The sequence below is a fragment of the Acinetobacter sp. Gutcm_16 genome (assembly GCF_028649355.1).
In the GTDB taxonomy this organism is placed as follows: Bacteria; Pseudomonadota; Gammaproteobacteria; order Pseudomonadales; family Moraxellaceae; genus Acinetobacter; species Acinetobacter johnsonii.
Window position 1 is genome coordinate 21,447 of record NZ_JAQSUV010000019.1, and the last position, 17,782, is coordinate 39,228.

Here is a 17,782-nt window from a genome sequence, read left to right on the forward strand (position 1 = left end):
TAATGCTGAGTTAGATAGGTGATGAAGAGTAAACATTGATGATGCATCTTTGAAATAGCCTAAGCAGACTATCGATATTTAAGCCATAGTATATGCATCAAATGTACCGCATAATTTGAATGATTTAATGTTTAAGTTCTAGCGTTGAAAAAGACTTTAAAATGAAATAAGCAATTTAATAAGAGATATGCAATGAAAAAACATCTACTTTATTCTTCTATCTTGGGTTTAAGCATCCCTACTTTGGGCTATGCAGATACAACCAATATTCATGTTTTAAGTGCAACGGTAAAAGATCAAAATATTGCGAATGCACAAGTCATTTTACAAAAAAATGGTGAACAGTCTGCATCAACTTCAACTAATGCAGACGGCCGAGCAACGGTGAATAGTAGTAGTGCGAATGGCGCAGACAATTTATTGATTATCAAAAAATCAGGCTATTCTACACTAGTTGCAAAATGTCCCTGTGATGGCATGACCTATGCTTTAAGCCCTGTATTGAAAGACTTAAACAGTATGCGAATTGTTTTAAACTGGGGACAGAGTCCTTTAGATTTGGACTCGCACTTAAGCTATAAAAATCAACATGTCTATTGGGACAATAAACAAGGGCAAGATGCCAATTTAGATGTCGACGACACAGACTCTTATGGCCCTGAAACCGTAACCATCGATAAACGTTTAGACGGGCAATATTATGTTTATTCAGTGCATGATTATTCAGATCGCGCCAAACCCAATACTGCGAACCTGTCGAATAGCCAAGCAAAAGTTATGGTCTATGCTGGCGAGTCTTTGATCCGTTCTTATTATATTCCAACGGGGCTGACAGGAAATTTATGGACTGTGTTCCGCATTAGTCCAGAGGGTGAAATCCAAGATATTAATCGTATTTCAGGGACAACTATTGGGGCAAGCCAAGTTGGTTCAACTGTATCGAGTTATCAAAGCCAAGCGACGCAGTTGCATTATGTTCCTGTTTCAGCCAACGCACAGGCAAGGGCTAAAGCACTGAATTTGCAAGCGGATAAAGCGTATAAAAACAATCAATTTGAACAAGCTGCACTGATTTATCAACAATCTATTGATTATAATCCAAACGTTGGACAAACCTATAGCAATCTTGCTGTTGCTTATCAAAAGTTGAATCGTTCATCTGAAGCGTTATGGGCAAATCAAAAGGCGATTGCCTTGGCATCTAATGACAATACTAAAGCATATTCACATTACAACATTGGTAAAATTTATGAAAATAATCAGGACTATGTTCAAGCCAAACAACATTATCAACTAGCAAACCAATACAAGCCAAGTGCGACCTATGATGAGGCTATTCAGCGAGTGAGTCGCTAAGTCTATTAATATATTGGCTTAAACTGAATAAGCCGTACTAGAGCGAAATGCACTCTAGAAGTTGGATCATTATGTCCAATTCGAAGGCTGCTTTTTTATTTGAGGTTTTTGTGATCTTTTTATGTCGTTAGCATGGCAAATGGCGAAGTATAGAGTAATGTTGCAAGCCAGAATTTTTACGTCCAATAAAAAGACACCTACAACATTAGGATCAATACAGCCCGAAATGTTGAAGATGCCTTGGATTTCAGTGAGTAATCGATTATTTCGGTTCGGTAATCACTGATAACTTCTCTACACCGACACGTTCTATACTGGCTAAAAGTTTAGCCACCGTACCATAAGGGACAGTTTCATCGGCATTTAGGTTTAATGCTAACTTGCTGTTGGCATTTTTACGCTGTGTGATTTCTTGCTCAAAATTTTCGAGTTTGACTGGGTCTTTATCCAAAAAGATTGCGCCATTAGGTTTTACACTAATCACCAATGCTTTGTTTTGATCAGTAGATTGTGTCGGTGCAGCTTTGGGTAAGTTGACCTTTACGCTATTGGTTAATAAAGGCGCCGTGACGATAAACACGATCAATAACACCAACATCACATCGACCAGTGGGGTAATGTTAATGTCACTGACGACATCGTCATCTTGAGAAGTTGAAATTGCCATTTAAGCCAAAGCCTCCTTTTCTTGAGATGATAACTGATGCGTCGCCACTGGTTTTGCTGCAACATGCACAGTTTGAGTTTTGGTTGGCAGTTGGAAACCTACTTTTTGAGTAAGGCTGACAAAGTCTGTTGCAAAGTCATCTAAATCTGCACCAATGCCTTTTACTTTACGTACAAAATAGTTATAGGCAAGTACAGCAGGCACAGCCACAGCAATACCAATGCCTGTTGCAACCAGTGCCTGGCCAATTGGACCAGCAACCACATCCATACTGGCACTACCAGATTGTGCAATCGCCTGTAAGGCATGAATAATTCCGAACACGGTTCCAAACAAACCAATAAATGGAGCATTATTCCCAATGGATGCAAGAACAGCTGAACCTTTTTCCAGTTGACGACGTTCGGCAAGAATTTGCTTGCGTAAGTGTCGCTCTAACAAATCCTGACGACTCCAGGTTTGTTGTAAGTCTTGATGGGTTTTTTCATTGGCTTCAGTCAAGGTTTTAAAACCAGTTTGGGCAATACGTGCTGTTGGTCCCTGCGCATCTTCAGACTGACCAATTGCATCTGCCAAGTTCTGGGCTGACCAGAAACTATCGACAAAAAGTTTACTTTGTTTGGTGGCTTTTGAGGTTTGTACGGCTTTCACCACAATTAAAACCCACGTTACGATCGAAAAACCGATCAATAACCAAATGGTGGCATCATGAATAATCGTATTAATATCAGACATATCGAATTTTCCTAGGATAAAATTTTACAGTTTAATTGGGTAATTTGAAGTGAATCGGAACATCGACCCAACCTTCAACTGGTGTGTTACCACGTAGTGCAGGTGAAAATTTCCAGCGCTTCACAGTTTTTACAGCGGCATCATCCAGTACTTTTTTGCCGCTGCTATTTTTCAGGTTGATTTCCAATGGACTGCCTGTGGGTGAGACTTTCACACGTAACATCACAACACCTTCCCAACCACGGTCTAATGCTACTTCTGGGTATTCAGGTGCAGGATTACTTAAATAACCGGCATAACCTTTAGCTGCTGTCACGGGCAAGTTTTCTTGCGCAGGCTTAGTCACAGGTTCAGCGACTTTCTGGGTCGGTGCGACGTTTTCTGTAGGTTCAGCCTGCGGTACAGGTTGAGCCACGGATTTAGCGACTGGTCTAGGCTGCTCAATTGGCTTCTGCTCGACAGGCTTCTGAATGGATTTTTCAACCACTGGTTTTCGTACAGGCTGAGGCTTTGCTGAAACAGGTGGAATGATCGGTTTTTGTATTTCCTGTTTGAGTTTGGGTTCAATCACCTTAGGCGGCTCTTCCTTGGGTTTTTCAATTACAATCGCGATTGGTTCAGGCTTTTTCACGACCAAGGGTGGTGTTGGAAGATGCTCTGCAAGATAAAAAATGCCGTAATGTAACGCCAGAACAGCACCAATCGCCCAAAAGATCTTATGGGTCTGAACAGGTTTTTCTGCTGTGATCGGACTTGCCAAGTGGGCAACAAATGGATCTACAGCATGAAATACATTGGACTGAACATTTTGAAGTTGTTCAAACAAAATTGCCTTTTTAAAAGGACTTCGACTGACTTCACTCATATCAGTAATGCACCATTCAATAAGATTTAATTTGCATTTCAGAATATTTTTTTTCATTAATTAAATTGGTTTAATTTGAATAAGGAAATATTCTTTCAATTCTAAGTTTTTAATTAATTCACAGATGCGTGAAATAATTTAGTTAAATGAGAGATTAAAAATATAATGAGTTATTTTTTAAAAATAGAAAAAGAACTTTTTTAGATTAGTATTTTGATAAAAAGTGATAAAAGAATAATTAAAGATGGCGCCTTATAATAATTATAGATAATTTATTTTGTTTTTTAGATATCTGTTTATGGTTAATCTTGTATTTAATTTTTATTATGGGGTAATTTTATATCTCTGCTAAATAAATCTATTTATATGCAATAAGACTGTCCATATACAGGGCAGCCTTATTTTATTTAAAGCTAAAATTTTAAAAAATGCAGCAATAACGCTTAACTAAAGAATATTGGCCACTTTTAGAAAGTGCTCACGTGCTCTAATGCGTTCGATCCATGCTTTTAAGTGCGTATGATCATGCTGGCGCTCAACATCTAAATTGAACCAGTGATTGAGTGCTAAAGCCAAAGGAATATCCGCAACGCCAAAATGAGAGCCAGACAAATAGGGCTGTTTAGCCAGCTCGCTATTGGCAACATCCAATATCTTTTCTAATTTTTCTGCTGCGATTTTAACCGCGGCTAAATCTCTTTTGTCTGCTGTTTGACGAACCAAATTAAAAAACACAATTCCAAACACAGGCAGGACGGTGGTGGTGTACCAGTCTATCCATTTTTCTGCGCTAAAGCGTAATTTCGGGTCTTCAATCCACAATGAATTTTTTCCATACACTTCAGTCAGATAACGTAAAATGGTATTCGATTCCCACAAAACCGTGTCACCGTCTTGAATGACAGGAATCAAACCATTGGGATTGAGCGCTAAAAATTCAGCAGTATCCGTCAGGCCATACTGCTGTCCAGTAGGAATATGTTCAAATTGAAGTCCAAGTTCGGCTGCTAGCCAAAGTACTTTGTGGACATTTAAGGAGTTGGGTCTGCCCCAAATGGTGATGCTCATATATTTTCTCAAAAATTTTGAATGTGTGTGAAGCAGTGCTTTGGTGAAATCCAGTATTTAAATGATCGCCCATTTTGAATAGTCAAAATGACTTAGGCGATATTAAAATTTCACCAAAGCATTTAGCTTTTAATGTGTTTAGAAACGGTAGCTGACACGACCATAGTAATAACCACCATACAGTCCAAAAGGTGAAAGCTGAGCATAGTAGTTTTCACCTAAGCCATCGATAATGTTGGATTTTTCAGGGTAGGTGTTAAACAAGTTATCTGCGCCTAAAGTCAAGGACAGGCTGTCTGTAAGGTTATAGGTCGCGTCTAGGTCTACAATCCATTTAGCATCAAAAGTTTGGTCTGTCGCCGCGGTTTCGCTACGTGCAATGTAACTGCCATAACGGGATAGGCGCGTATTTAAATCCAGTTTTGCGTATTGCCAATTCGCAGCCAACGTGAATTTGGTTTTCGGATCTGCATCGGTGATCATACCTTTGGTACGACGGGTGATACGATCAATATTGATACCATCTAACTGACTTGGATTATCTGCAATCGCTGTAATATCGGTTTCATTCCAGTTGAAGCCTAAGCTCCAGCGGATACGACCATATTTGTTTAACTGTTGGGTATAGTCCGCAACAACATCGACCCCATTGGTTTCTGTATCAAATAAGTTGGCATAGTATGTGACATAGTTGACGTTAGAAAAACCATTTGCCGCCAAGATGTTATTGATGCCTGTTCCAGTAAGTCCCGCCGTGGACGCAATACGATCTTTCAGCTCTATACGATAAGCATCGACTGCAAGATTAAAGTTTTTGAATGGGCTATAGGTTAGGCCTAGTGAGAAGTTGGTCGATTTGGTTGGATCGAGTGCTTCTGCACCGAGAGCTTGACCCAGCGCAGAGTCGGTACGTACCGACTTACTGTAGACATCGGAGCGAACACCATTGTTTACCGTACTCACAATGCCTGTACTGGCAAAACCTTGTTGGTATAAAGAGGGTGCAATGAAGCCTGTACTGGCTGTCCCACGTATCGCCAGTTGAGGATTGAACTCATAACGGCTGTTAATTTTACCGTTAAAGGTATCGCCCGAACTGTCATCATAATGCTCAAAACGGCCTGCTAAACCCACAAACCAGTTTTCGGTTATATCTAAACCTAAGTCTAAATAGGCAGCGGTATTGCTCCGGCTAATATCGGCTTCATCTTCAGGTAAGAGCACACGAGCACCAAAGGTTCCAACAGTTGCAGGTAAGCCTGCATTATCACCTGTAGGAATAATATAACCGCCATTTTTATAGGCTAAAGGATCAGTGGCTTTAGAAGACCAACCTTCTTTACGATAGTCGAGCCCCCACGCAACACTCAGTGGGTTGGCACCAAAACCAATATCGAAGGTTTTCTTTAGGTCAAGGTTAGTGACCCATTGATAAGCATCGTATTTTTGCAAACCAAATGACGTTGGGCTAGACGGTCCAAGAGATGGATTGAGGTTGTTCCGTGTAGAGTGGTCTTGCGTGTTTTTACCATAGGAGCTACTCACATCCCATGCCCAGCCGAGCACATTATCGCCTTTTAATCCCCAAACGGTTTGTACATCCGTTTCACTTAAAATGACATCAGGTGTAGTACCATTTGGAAAGATTTCAACAATACCCGATCTGGAGTTTGGACGACGGTAGGATGCACCAGTCGAGGCATCACGCCAGCCCGCGGTGGTGTAGCTATATAGGGTGGCTGCATCACTTAGCGGCAGTTCAGCATTTGCAGAAACATTAAACTGTTCAACCGAAGGCAGACCTAATTTATTTAAATTACGATCTATGGTCGCTTCACGTGGGTCATCTTGACCATTTACTTTTGAATAAATATTGCCTGAAACAGCCCCTGCACGGGTGGTGGCATCTTGATTTTTCAGATCAAAACCCAAATTGATAAAACCATCTTGGCCTAGAGGTGCACCAGCGTTGGCATTCAGTTGGAAAGTTTCTCCGTTTCGGTCAGTGCCTGAATAATGCTCGCGACCACCATAAGTCGCACTAATATTGCCACCATGATCCGCCGATTTGAGCACAATGTTGATTACCCCTGCAATCGCATCGGAACCATACTGCGCCGCTGCACCATCGCGTAGCACTTCCACTCGTGCAATCGCACCAATTGGAATCAGGTCTAAGTCCGCTGCTTGGTAGCCCTCGCCAAAACCATATTTGTTAATGGCCAAAGCACCGACATGACGACGTTTCCCATTCACAAGTACGAGCGTATGCCCACCACCCAAACCACGTAAACCCGCAGAACGGGCTACAGCGCCGTAACCATCGGGTTGGCTAGGCACGGTAGCTACGCTAAAAGAGGGAATCACTTTTGCCAGAATGTCTCTTAAAGCGAGGGTATTGCCTTGTTTAAGTAGTTGTTCACCACTAATCACATCCACGGGTGCAGGGCTTTCAGTGATGGTACGAATGCCACCACGATTGCCTACGACAACGACACTTTCTAATTGCTGAACATCTTCTTTTTCAGCGGATGTTACGGTTTTTTGCTGAATATCTTCAGCATAGATTGAGCCTGTAATTCCGCAAGTTAATGCAAAAAAAATGGATTGATAGAGAGGGGATATTTTAAAACCCAGCTTTTCAGGCTGGGGCTGTATTAACTTGGTGTGCAGCATTATATTTTCCAATGATGATGTAATTTATAGAGGTTTACTTAAAACAATAATCTGATGAGTATTTCGACTCTGGTAGTCAATATATCGATTGTTTTTTTATTGTTAAATATTAAATAATCATTTAAATATCAGTTTTGGGTAAATAAGTTTTTATTGAAATATTAATAAGTTTTTCTTTATTTTTAATAACATTTGAATCTAATTGTGGAAAATTATATTTTCACTTTTTTATATAACTTTAAGTTTATTTAATATTTAATTTTTAAAATATAAATCCGTTTAATAGGTTCCAACTTTATATCTTTTGGGAAGTAGAAAATGGGGCTGAGTTATAAATTAAGCATACTGGATAAATGTCCAAGAGCCGAAGGTATCAGCGCGGAACAGTCATTTAAAAATGCATTGCAAATTGCTCAAACGGCAGAAGCTTTAGGCTTTTATCGTTACTGGGTGGCTGAGCACCATTTCACAGCTTTGTTATCTAGTCCATCACCCGAAATTTTGATTGCATGGTTATTGGCACAGACTAAAAGCATTCGAATTGGTTCGGGTGGGGTAATGTTGCAACACTACAGTCCTTATAAAGTTGCGGAAAATTTTAATGTTTTAGCAAGTCTGGCACATGACCGCGTGGACTTGGGGGTAGGCAAAGCACCTGGCGGTTTTCCTGTTTCAACTCAAGCATTACAGCTTGGGCTAGACCAAACACAAAAGGGCAACTTTAAGGTCCAGTTACAAGCATTAGATCATTATTTGAATACAAAATTAGATCGAAATCAGCCTGATCAGGTTGCTGCAACACCAATACCTCAGCAAAGTGCAGAAAAGTTCTTATTGGGGGCAAGCATTGAAAGTGCGCGACTCGCAGCAGATTTAGGCTGGAACTTCGTATTTGCTGCGCATTTAAATGGCGATGCCACCTTACTTCAAGATGCGTTGCAGACCTACTCACACTATTCGGCAGGGGAACGGGCCATTGTTGCAGCACAAATTATTGTGGCGGATAGCCGTGATCAAGCGGAAGAACTGGCAGCAGGGCTATCTGTTTGGACCTTAGAACTTGAGAATGGGCAACGGGTAAAAATCCCGAATGAGCAAAGTGGCCAAGAGTTTTCGCGACAAGCTCAATCTGCGATTAAAAGCCTTAAAAAAGAGCAGCTAAATATTATTAAAGGTACTGCCGATGACATTCATCAGCAATTACACGCTTTGCATCAACAATATGGAATTCATGAATTTATTGTCGAATCGCCACTGTTGGATCATGCAACGCGTCTGAAATCTCTAACTTTACTGGCGCAGCACGCTGTGCTTGCAGCTTGAGTTGGAGAAATTGATGTCAAATAGACCATTACTAGAACAGCAGTTGCTGAGTTGGAGACATGAATTACATCGTCATCCAGAATTATCAGGTCAAGAGTTTCAAACCACCGACAAATTAAAACAATGGTTGTCTGAATATGGCATCGAAACCTCAACTTGGGGCTTAAAAACTGGACTGATTGCGGATATTGGCACTGGTCATCCGGTTGTGGCTATTCGAGCAGATATCGACGCTTTACCCATTCATGAAGAGATCGAGCAAGACTTTCGCTCGACTCAAAACGGAGTGATGCATGCTTGTGGACATGATTTACATAGCTCGACCATTTTAGGTGCTGCGATTTTACTTAAAGCTCAAGTGTCTGATTTAAAAGGCACGGTACGCGTTATTTTTCAGCCTGCCGAGGAAACTTATAGCGGCGCTTATGAGGTGCTTAATAGTGGCGCCTTGGAAGATGTATCCGCCATTTTCGGTTTTCACAATGTCCCTGAGTTGCCTTTAGGCACTTTTGCGACACGTGCTGGAGCATTTTATGCCAACGTTGACCGATTCAAAATTGTGATCAAAGGCAAAGGCGGTCATGCAGGCCGTCCGCATGAAACCAAAGACCCGATTGTTGTCGCGGCACAGTTGATTAGTGCTGTGCAAACCATTGCTAGTCGCAGCATAAATAATTTAGACACCTGTGTAGTCAGTATTACCCAAATACATGCCGGCACGAGTTGGAACATCCTGCCAGAAGAAGCTCGCTTAGAGGGCACGGTACGAACCCATTCTTCGGAAGTTCGCTTAGCTGTTGAAGAAAAACTTAAACAAATTGCACAAGGTATTGCACTTGCCCACTCAGTTGACATTGCAGTGGATTGGGACAATGGCCCCGCCGCATTAATCAATACTGCAACATGGGCTGAACTGAGCCAAAGCGTTGCTCATGCGCAAGGTTATGAGGTGCAAGAAGCACCGCTTTATTTGATTGGTGAGGACTTTGGCGCCTATCTAGAACACATCCCCGGTGCCTTTGTCAGTATCGGCAGTGCCAGTTCCTTCGGTTTGCACCATCCCCAATATCAACCTAATGAATCTTTAATTTATCCAGCTGCTCAATACTTTGCTGCCTTAGCAACACAAGCACTTGAGTCTATTCATAAAAATGCAGAGGTCTAACATGAGTAATACCAAACAAATTCGCCTTGGAACTATCTTACACGGTGCAAACGGAAATATGTCTGCATGGCGCCATCCTGAAGCAGTAGTAGATGCCAGTATCAATTTTGAATTTGCAAAAAACGTCGCACTTCAAGCAGAACGGGCAAAGTTTGATTTTGTCTTTGTGGCTGATGGTTTATATATCAACGAAAAATCAATTCCTCATTTTCTCAATCGTTTTGAACCCATTACCTTGCTTTCAGCTCTAGCCAGTGTGACCCAAAATATTGGTTTGGTGGGTACGGTGTCGACCTCGTATAGCGAGCCGTTTACGATTGCGCGTCAATTTGCCAGTCTGGATCATTTAAGTGGCGGACGTGCAGGATGGAATGTGGTGACCACACCACTTGAGGGCACTGCAAAAAATCATACCCGTAAGCAGCATCCTGAGCACAGCCAACGCTATGAAATTGCAGATGAATATTTGCAAGTTGCAAAAGGGCTTTGGGACTCGTGGGGTGCAGGTGCTTTTGTTCGCAATAAAGAAACAGGGCAATTTTTTGAACGCAGTAAATTACATACCTTGAACCATAAAGGTAAACATTTTGAAGTGGCAGGTCCACTCAATGTGGAGCGTTCGCCACAAGACCGTCCGATTTTGTTCCAAGCAGGAGCATCGGGTGCAGGTCGTACCTTAGCTGCGAAACATGCCGATGCCATTTTTACCCATCAAGCCTCTTTGGAAGAAGCACAAGCATTTTACTTAGATGTGAAACAGCAAGTGATTAAGAATGGTCGTGACGTAGATGATTTGCTCATTTTCCAAGGGATTGGGGTCTTGATTGGAGATTCTGCTGAGGACGTAGAGCGTCAATATCTTGAAACTGCTGCATTGGTGACGATAGAGGACGCGCTGAATTATTTAGGCCGTTTCTTTGAGCATCATGATTTTTCTCAATATGAACTCGATGCACCTTTTCCAGAACTGGGCACACTCGGTGAAAACAGCTTTAAAAGTGGCACTGATGAAATTAAACGCAAAGCCAAAGCAGAGAATTTAACTTTACGTCAGGTTGCATTGCAAGCAGCAACTCCACGTCCACCTTTTGCTGGAACCGTGGAAGAAGTGGCAGATCAGTTGGAACTGTGGGTGAAAGAAGAGGCGGCTGATGGCTTCATTATTGCGGGTGCAACCCCTAAAACTTTAGATACTTTTGTTGAAAAAGTTGTGCCATTGCTGCAACAACGCGGGCTATATCGTACCGAATATCCGGGCACCACTTTACGTTCTAGTTTTGGTTTAAAGCGACCAGAAAATCAATTTGAACCATTAGAAAAGGAACAGTTTCATGCGGTTGAATAAAACACCTCTGACGATTGCTTTGGCACTGTTTCTAGGAATATCTCTGGTTGGATGCAGTAAAGAACAAACATCTAATCAAACAGCTAGTTCAACGGCCGAGTCTACAAAATCGACCGATAAAACCGATTTTTATAGCCGTGAGCTTGCAAAGTTAAAAGAGAATATGACGCCCATTCATGTTGCTCAAAATGCAGAAGCTCGTCAAAAAATTCCAAAAGATTTTAAGTTTGTAAATGCAGGTTATTTAACGGTTGCTGCAATTTCAGGTGCACCTCCATTAAGTGTGTTAGGTCCTGATAACCAAACCTATATTGGAACGGAAATTGATATTGCCCGTTTGATTGCAGACAGCTTGGGTTTAAAGCTGAAACTGGTTCGTACCTCGTGGGAAGACTGGCCGCTCGGTGTACTTAGTGGCAAATATGATGCAGCCATTGCCAATGTCACTGTGACCAAAGAGCGTAAGGAGAAATTCGACTTTGCGACCTATCGCCAAGACGTATTGGCTTTTTATGTCGCAGAGAAAAGCAAAGTCAAAGCCATCAAAGGTCCCGATGATATTTCAGGTTTAAAAGTGATTGTTGGTTCTGGTACCAATCAGGAAAAAGTGCTGTTGGATTGGATTGAAGACAATAAAAAGAAAGGGCTGCCACCGGGGCAGGCACTTTATTACGATGACGGTGCATCCGCAAGTTTAGCGCTTCAGTCTGGGCGGGTTGATGCCTTATTTGGTCCTAACGTTGCTTATGCATGGCAAGCAGCAAATGGTGCAAAAATCCGTTTAGCAGGAACAGCACTCGGTGGTGGAACACGACCTGCCGAATTGGGGGTCACGCTGAAAAAAGACGGTGGTTTGGCCGATGCGGTACAGACAGCTTTGAATGGAGTAATTCAAACAGGGGAGTATCAAAAAGTCTTAGCGCGTTGGGGGGCACAGGCAGAAGCGATTCAGCATTCTGTAATCAACCCGCCGGGGCTAGGAGACTAAAAGGTACAACGCCCAGACAGTGGTAATTTTGTTCTGGCATTAATAAGTGTGATGAGTTGCTACAACAATGGGAGAGCGACTCACACGTAAAAAAGTTTGAAAACTGATTAATTGGATTAGATTAGTCTTCAATTGATTCAGGATAAATAAGAGGTCGTTATGCAAGAAAAATTTATCCAAATACCCGTTGATGTGCCCGAAGCACAGCCTTTACTGGATCAGTTATTTGCTGAATATGAAGAAATTTATGGTGATTTTTTTGCACGCCAAGATACTCATGTTATTAATGAACGTAAAAAAGCCACACATCGAGAACGCTATGAAGGCGCGGAAGACTTTTTACCGCCGCATGGATTATTCGTGGTGCTTAAACGTGATGATGAAGTCATTGCAATGGGTGCGTATAAACGCTATGACGCAGAAACCGCAGAGTTGAAACGGATTTGGTCACATCGAAACTTACGTAAACAGGGGCTGGCTGCAAAAATAGTCAAAGAACTTGAACGAAGTGCGCTTGCTGTAGGGTATCGCAAAATCTTTCTCACCACGGGGTTTAAACAAATTCCAGCAGTGAAATTGTATTTGAGCTTAGGTTATGAACCGCAGTTTGAACTCACCCCAGATTTTAATTTTGATCGATACATTGGTGCGCCTTTACACGGTGGACTTCCTTTTAGAAAGACTTTATTGCAAAAGGAGGTCGCATGAGTTTAGAGCACTATAAAATCGTTCCAGCACGTCATCCACTGCGTTACATTGGCGTCGCATTTTCGATATTAATTATTGCAGTCGTCGCGGAATCGATATTTTCCAATCAAAACTGGGGCTGGCCTGTTTTTAGACAATGGTTCTTTGATCCTGCCATTCTTCAGGGCTTGTTGATGACACTGAAACTGACCTTTTGGTCAATCGTGTTTAGTTTAATTTTGGGCACTATTGTAGCCATGATGAGACTGTCTTCATCTTGGTTAATTCGCTCATTGGCATGGGTGTATATCTGGATGTTCAGATCATTACCACTGCTGTTGGTGTTGATTATTCTCTATAACTTTTCTTATTTATATGAATATATCAATGTCGGGGTGCCTTTTACTGACACGGTCTTTGCCCAGTTTAAAACCATTAATGCACTGGATCAGTTCTCAACAGCTTTGGTGGGTTTGGTGATTGTACAAAGTGCCTATACCGCGGAAGTCATCCGAGGCGGGATTCTGTCTGTTGATCATGGTCAATTTGAAGCAGCGGCAGCATTGGGTCTGTCATGGTGGCGCCGTACGACGCGCATTATTTTACCACAATCGATTCGCAGTATTATCCCCGCAATTATTAATGAATGTGTGGGCTTATCTAAAGGCACATCGATTGTGTATGTTTTGGCAATGCCTGAACTCTTTTACACGGTACAAATGATCTATAACCGTAATCAAGAAGTGATTCCGTTGTTGATGGTCGCTGCCGTTTGGTATGTGATAGTCACCAGTGTATTTTCCATCGTGCAATGGTATATCGAAAAAATATTGGCGAAAGGTGAACGGAAATCAGCCATTAATAGCTTTGCTTTTTTCAAGAAAGCGCAGCCACAAGTTACTCAGCCGCGCATAGGAGTCAGTTATGATAATTAATCAATCAGCACAGCCTACAAATGGTCATATCCAAGTGAGCCATGTCTTTAAAAACTATGCGGGACATGCGGCATTACAGGATATTAGTCTGGATATTCCGGCGGGATCCGTGACGGTAATTATTGGTCCATCTGGGTCGGGTAAATCAACTTTACTACGTACGATAAATCATTTAGAGCGTGTAGATGCAGGATTTATTCAAATTGATGATGAGTTTATCGGCTATCATAAAAAAGGCGATAAACTTTATGAATTAAAAGAACGAGACATTTTAAAACAACGTAAATCTGTGGGTTATGTTTTTCAGAACTTTAATTTATTTCCACATTTAAATGTTTTGCAAAATATTATTGAAGCACCCTTAGCACATAAAAAACTTAGTAAAGATCAAGCGATTTTAAAAGCCAATCAATTATTGGGTTTAGTTGGGCTAAGGGATAAAATTGCAGCATGGCCCAAACAACTTTCTGGGGGGCAGCAGCAGCGTGTTGCGATTGCCAGAGCTTTGGCACTAGACCCCAAAGTGATTTTATTTGACGAGCCAACTTCGGCTTTAGACCCTGAGTTGGTGGGTGAAGTTCTAAATGTAATCAAAAGTTTGGCGAAATTAGGTAAAACCATGGTGATTGTAACGCATGAAATTGCTTTTGCACGAGAAGTTGCCGACCATGTGGTGTTTATGGATCAAGGTAGAATTGTTGAACAAGGTACGGTGCAACAAGTTCTGGAACATCCTAAAGAAGAGCGTACTCAAAACTTTTTATCTCGGGTTTTATAAATTTGAGTCTTATTTTTTAATGATATCTATTTTAGTTTTATATATTAAAATCGTTGGTGAATGATAAAACTAACGATTTTTTTTATAAGTTTAATTTTGTTGATAAGGTATGATTAAATCCATATAAATAGAATAAATTTCATTGTTTATAATCATTTTAAATTTATTTTTAATAGTGATTAAAATGAGCAGATTAATTTATTTGGATTATGCAGCAACAACACCTATACTTCCTGAAATTTCTCAAGCAATGATTCGATGTTTGTCTGTAGAAGGTGATTTCGGAAATCCAGCCTCACAATCGCATCATTATGGTTGGGACGCGGCAAAACATATCACCACGTCTAGACAGCACGTTGCCAATTTAATCCACGCTAAACCTCAAGAAATTATTTGGACTTCAGGTGCAACAGAATCGAATAACCTCGCGCTCAAAGGCACTTTAGATATCTATAAGCATAAAAATAAACACATTATTACCAGTAAAATAGAGCATAAGGCCGTTTTAGATACCTGTGCAGAGTTAGAAAGTCTCGGTTTTCAGGTCACTTATTTGCAACCCGAATTGGTTACGGGGCTTATTCGCCCAGAACAGGTAGAGCAAGCCATTCAACCCAATACGGTTTTAATTTCGCTCATGATGGTGAATAACGAAATTGGCACATTAACTGATATTCAAGCGATTGGTCATATTGCACATCAGCATCAAATTTTATTTCATGTCGATGCCGCCCAAGCCGCTGGAAAGACACAGATTGATGTTCAGGCGATGCAGATTGATTTACTAAGTTTATCTGCCCACAAAATCTATGGACCCAAAGGCATTGGTGCGCTCTATGTTCGTCAAGACATTCAAAAACAGATCAAGACACAAATTCATGGCGGTGGACATGAACAGGGTTTACGTTCGGGAACTTTAGCCACACATCAAATCGTTGGAATGGGCGAAGCTTGCAGATTGGCTAAATTAGTCTTAGTGGAAGAACAACAGCGGATCCAACATCTAAGGAATAAGCTATTGCAAGGTTTACAGGCTTTGACACCCGTGAACTTAAATGGCCATGCTACACAGCATGTCGCAAATTATTTAAATATGAGTTTTTTAGGCGAACGAGCCAATTCTATTATTGCCGCGATTAAACAGGTTGCCGCAGTTTCAAGTGGCTCGGCTTGTAATTCGCATCATCCCGCGCCGTCGCATGTATTAAGTGCTTTAGGACTGAGTGAAAATTTAGTGTCAAATACGGTACGTCTTAGTTTTGGAAGATATACCACGCAAGATCATATAGAAATATTGTTGAAGCATTTAGTAATGGTTTTAACGGAAAAAAAGGCAACAACGCAGTTATCTTTTGTCTAATTCTTAAAACTATGATTTATTTGGATTAAAAGCTAGAGTTTATTAATAAAATTTTCTCTAGTTTTTTTAACTGATAAAGATGGTATGCAAATTTTGTGTAAGTAATGTGTGTTTAGTAAAATACAAATTGGTTTTAGTTTAATTCAGTACTAGATGTATGGGTATCTAAAATAAAAAAAAGTGTGTGTAAAATCAAAATAGTGATTTTTTGTTTTTGGCAATGGGTGGCACTTAGTATGTCAAATATTGTGTTTTTAAATACAATAAATACATGATATTGTGATATTGTTCTCATAAATATACATAAAAAAAATGTGCTTTTTCATTTTTTATGTTACATAAAAAAACAATTTTATTTTTAATGTGTATAATTCTTAAAATAGATATTTTTCAATTTATAAAAAATAGCTTTTATAACTATCTATTTGTTTTACATATAAAAAATAATTTTTAAAACATTGGTTTAACATGTGTTTTTAAAAAAGTTTAATAAGATATTTTAAAAAATCTTAATAGTTTTTTGTCAGATTTCAGTGAATTTATACAGGTGTATTTTAAAGAATAATAAACTAGTGTAAAAACATTGAGAGAAGAAATAATTTACTTTTAATACTCATTTTTTTATTTGATGAACCATAAGAATGCGCAGGTTATGAGTAGCTAAAAGTCGTTTAAGTTTAATAAGACCAAAAAACTTTTTTTATTTTTGGATGGAAATAACAAATCAATACCATTTCAGAGGGTTATTTGTATGGTTACTCAAATTTCAATAGTAGGTAAGGAATCTCATAAAGAAGCTGTGGCTAATATGGGAGGATCAAACAAAGTTCAGTTATCAAAAGAAAACCCTTCAGTAGTCAAGCTTCAGCTAAATAAAGATGATGTTAAGAGTTTTTCAAAAGAAGGGAATGATCTCAAAGTTATTTTAAATAATGGAGAGGTTATAACAATTGTTGGTTTTTTCGCATCGGATAATAGTTTAGTTTTAGAAGGTAGTAATGCCTTAGTATGGGTAGATTTTGTTGCTAATGGAGATGCTATAAATGCAACATATTCAACTTTGAGTGATATTGAACCTTTACTTTACGATGATAATGGAATGTCTGCATTAGCGTGGATTGCAATTCCATTAGCTGCGGGAGGCATGATAGCTTGGGCAGCAAATGATTCAGATGATGATTCAGGTTCTGGTTCTAAAGGCGCTATAGGTGAAACGGGTGCCACTGGGGCTACAGGATCTACGGGTGCCACTGGGGCTACAGGATCTACGGGTGCCACTGGGGCTACAGGATCTACGGGTGCCACAGGTGAAACAGGCGTTACTGGAGAAACTGGTGCAACGGGCGAAACTGGTGCCACAGGTGAATCGGGTGAAGATGGAAAGTCAATTTTAGACCTGCTTATCGAAGCTGGAGAATTACCTGCAGATGCAACCATTACTGATTTAATTGAATATTTAAAAGGTGTGGATGGTGCGATTGGTGCGACAGGTGCATCAGGTGCAGATGGAAAATCAGCTTTAGAGTTATTGATTGATGCAGGTGAATTACCAACCGATGCGAATATTAATGATTTGATCAATTACCTAAAAGGGTTAGATGGTGCGATTGGTGCGACAGGTGCATCAGGTGCAGATGGAAAATCAGCCTTAGAGTTATTGATTGATGCAGGTGAATTACCAACCGATGCAACCCTTAATGACTTAATTGAATATTTAAAGGGTGCAGATGGCGCGGCTGGCGCAACAGGTGCCACAGGTGCAGATGGCAAATCAGCACTAGAGTTGCTGATCGAAGCTGGAGAATTACCACCGGGTTCAGATACAAACGACTTG

Annotated in this window: 15 protein-coding genes; 10 read left to right on the forward strand and 5 right to left on the reverse strand. The window is 40.5% G+C overall.

The features are described from left to right. The first annotated feature begins 192 nt into the window (after positions 1-192). The gene (locus PTT44_RS04015) at positions 193-1,356 is read left to right on the forward strand and encodes a tetratricopeptide repeat protein (protein WP_168159773.1); all 1,164 of its coding nucleotides are present in this window, start codon (positions 193-195) and stop codon (positions 1,354-1,356) included. Positions 1,357-1,618: 262 nt separating this feature from the next. Here PTT44_RS04015 and PTT44_RS04020 read toward each other — a convergent pair whose 3' ends face one another. From PTT44_RS04020 to PTT44_RS04040, 5 genes are all read right to left on the reverse strand, one after another. After that, on the reverse strand, positions 1,619-2,023 hold the full coding sequence (locus PTT44_RS04020) for an ExbD/TolR family protein (protein ID WP_062035397.1): 405 nt from the start codon (positions 2,021-2,023) through the stop codon (positions 1,619-1,621). Further along, positions 2,024-2,758 (reverse strand): MotA/TolQ/ExbB proton channel family protein, encoded by a 735-nt coding sequence (locus tag PTT44_RS04025; protein ID WP_168159772.1) that lies wholly within the window; start codon positions 2,756-2,758, stop codon positions 2,024-2,026. It lies immediately after the preceding gene. A gap of 31 nt (positions 2,759-2,789) precedes the next feature. Continuing rightward, positions 2,790-3,623 (reverse strand): energy transducer TonB, encoded by an 834-nt coding sequence (locus PTT44_RS04030; protein ID WP_168159771.1) that lies wholly within the window; start codon positions 3,621-3,623, stop codon positions 2,790-2,792. Positions 3,624-4,070: 447 nt separating this feature from the next. Further along, positions 4,071-4,691 (reverse strand): glutathione S-transferase family protein, encoded by a 621-nt coding sequence (locus PTT44_RS04035; RefSeq protein WP_168159770.1) that lies wholly within the window; start codon positions 4,689-4,691, stop codon positions 4,071-4,073. A 138-nt stretch (positions 4,692-4,829) separates the two neighbouring features. Next, positions 4,830-7,367 carry a TonB-dependent receptor plug domain-containing protein gene (locus PTT44_RS04040; RefSeq protein WP_168159769.1) on the reverse strand — a complete coding sequence of 846 codons (2,538 nt, stop codon included), beginning with the start codon at positions 7,365-7,367 and terminating at the stop codon, positions 4,830-4,832. Between the two features lie 318 nt (positions 7,368-7,685). Here PTT44_RS04040 and PTT44_RS04045 point away from each other — a divergent pair, with 318 nt between their 5' ends. The 9 genes from PTT44_RS04045 to PTT44_RS04085 all read left to right on the forward strand — a co-directional run. Next, positions 7,686-8,690 (forward strand): MsnO8 family LLM class oxidoreductase, encoded by a 1,005-nt coding sequence (locus PTT44_RS04045; protein ID WP_216076777.1) that lies wholly within the window; start codon positions 7,686-7,688, stop codon positions 8,688-8,690. A gap of 13 nt (positions 8,691-8,703) precedes the next feature. Beyond that, positions 8,704-9,855 (forward strand): amidohydrolase, encoded by a 1,152-nt coding sequence (locus PTT44_RS04050; RefSeq protein WP_168159768.1) that lies wholly within the window; start codon positions 8,704-8,706, stop codon positions 9,853-9,855. A 1-nt stretch (position 9,856) separates the two neighbouring features. Then, positions 9,857-11,200 (forward strand): LLM class flavin-dependent oxidoreductase, encoded by a 1,344-nt coding sequence (locus tag PTT44_RS04055; RefSeq protein ID WP_168159767.1) that lies wholly within the window; start codon positions 9,857-9,859, stop codon positions 11,198-11,200. Beyond that, positions 11,187-12,188, forward strand: a complete 1,002-nt coding sequence (locus tag PTT44_RS04060; RefSeq protein ID WP_168159766.1) for an ABC transporter substrate-binding protein — start codon at positions 11,187-11,189, stop codon at positions 12,186-12,188. The genes PTT44_RS04055 and PTT44_RS04060 overlap by 14 nt, the downstream gene beginning before the upstream one ends. A 159-nt stretch (positions 12,189-12,347) precedes the next feature. Continuing rightward, positions 12,348-12,896, forward strand: coding sequence for a GNAT family N-acetyltransferase (locus PTT44_RS04065; protein ID WP_168159765.1), 549 nt, complete (start codon positions 12,348-12,350; stop codon positions 12,894-12,896). Beyond that, positions 12,893-13,810 (forward strand): amino acid ABC transporter permease, encoded by a 918-nt coding sequence (locus PTT44_RS04070; RefSeq protein WP_168159764.1) that lies wholly within the window; start codon positions 12,893-12,895, stop codon positions 13,808-13,810. The genes PTT44_RS04065 and PTT44_RS04070 overlap by 4 nt, the downstream gene beginning before the upstream one ends. Beyond that, complete coding sequence (locus PTT44_RS04075) at positions 13,800-14,588, forward strand: amino acid ABC transporter ATP-binding protein (RefSeq protein WP_168159763.1); 789 nt, start codon at positions 13,800-13,802, stop codon at positions 14,586-14,588. Before PTT44_RS04070 ends, PTT44_RS04075 begins: the two co-directional genes overlap by 11 nt. A gap of 184 nt (positions 14,589-14,772) precedes the next feature. Beyond that, entirely contained in the window at positions 14,773-15,948 is a 1,176-nt protein-coding gene (locus PTT44_RS04080) for an aminotransferase class V-fold PLP-dependent enzyme (RefSeq protein ID WP_168159762.1), read from the forward strand. 751 nt (positions 15,949-16,699) lie between these two features. After that, positions 16,700-17,782: BapA/Bap/LapF family prefix-like domain-containing protein (locus PTT44_RS04085; protein WP_443098226.1), on the forward strand; the 1,083-nt coding region annotated here is incomplete at its 3' end.

Coding starts and splice junctions, on each gene's coding strand:
- PTT44_RS04035 (WP_168159770.1), bottom strand. CDS start 4,691: ATGAGCATCACCATTTGGGGCAGACCCAACTCCTTAAATGTCCACAAA.
- PTT44_RS04060 (WP_168159766.1), top strand. CDS start 11,187: ATGCGGTTGAATAAAACACCTCTGACGATTGCTTTGGCACTGTTTCTA.
- PTT44_RS04040 (WP_168159769.1), bottom strand. CDS start 7,367: ATGCTGCACACCAAGTTAATACAGCCCCAGCCTGAAAAGCTGGGTTTT.
- PTT44_RS04050 (WP_168159768.1), top strand. CDS start 8,704: ATGTCAAATAGACCATTACTAGAACAGCAGTTGCTGAGTTGGAGACAT.
- PTT44_RS04065 (WP_168159765.1), top strand. CDS start 12,348: ATGCAAGAAAAATTTATCCAAATACCCGTTGATGTGCCCGAAGCACAG.
- PTT44_RS04080 (WP_168159762.1), top strand. CDS start 14,773: ATGAGCAGATTAATTTATTTGGATTATGCAGCAACAACACCTATACTT.
- PTT44_RS04070 (WP_168159764.1), top strand. CDS start 12,893: ATGAGTTTAGAGCACTATAAAATCGTTCCAGCACGTCATCCACTGCGT.
- PTT44_RS04025 (WP_168159772.1), bottom strand. CDS start 2,758: ATGTCTGATATTAATACGATTATTCATGATGCCACCATTTGGTTATTG.
- PTT44_RS04030 (WP_168159771.1), bottom strand. CDS start 3,623: ATGAGTGAAGTCAGTCGAAGTCCTTTTAAAAAGGCAATTTTGTTTGAA.
- PTT44_RS04015 (WP_168159773.1), top strand. CDS start 193: ATGAAAAAACATCTACTTTATTCTTCTATCTTGGGTTTAAGCATCCCT.
- PTT44_RS04075 (WP_168159763.1), top strand. CDS start 13,800: ATGATAATTAATCAATCAGCACAGCCTACAAATGGTCATATCCAAGTG.
- PTT44_RS04020 (WP_062035397.1), bottom strand. CDS start 2,023: ATGGCAATTTCAACTTCTCAAGATGACGATGTCGTCAGTGACATTAAC.
- PTT44_RS04055 (WP_168159767.1), top strand. CDS start 9,857: ATGAGTAATACCAAACAAATTCGCCTTGGAACTATCTTACACGGTGCA.
- PTT44_RS04045 (WP_216076777.1), top strand. CDS start 7,686: ATGGGGCTGAGTTATAAATTAAGCATACTGGATAAATGTCCAAGAGCC.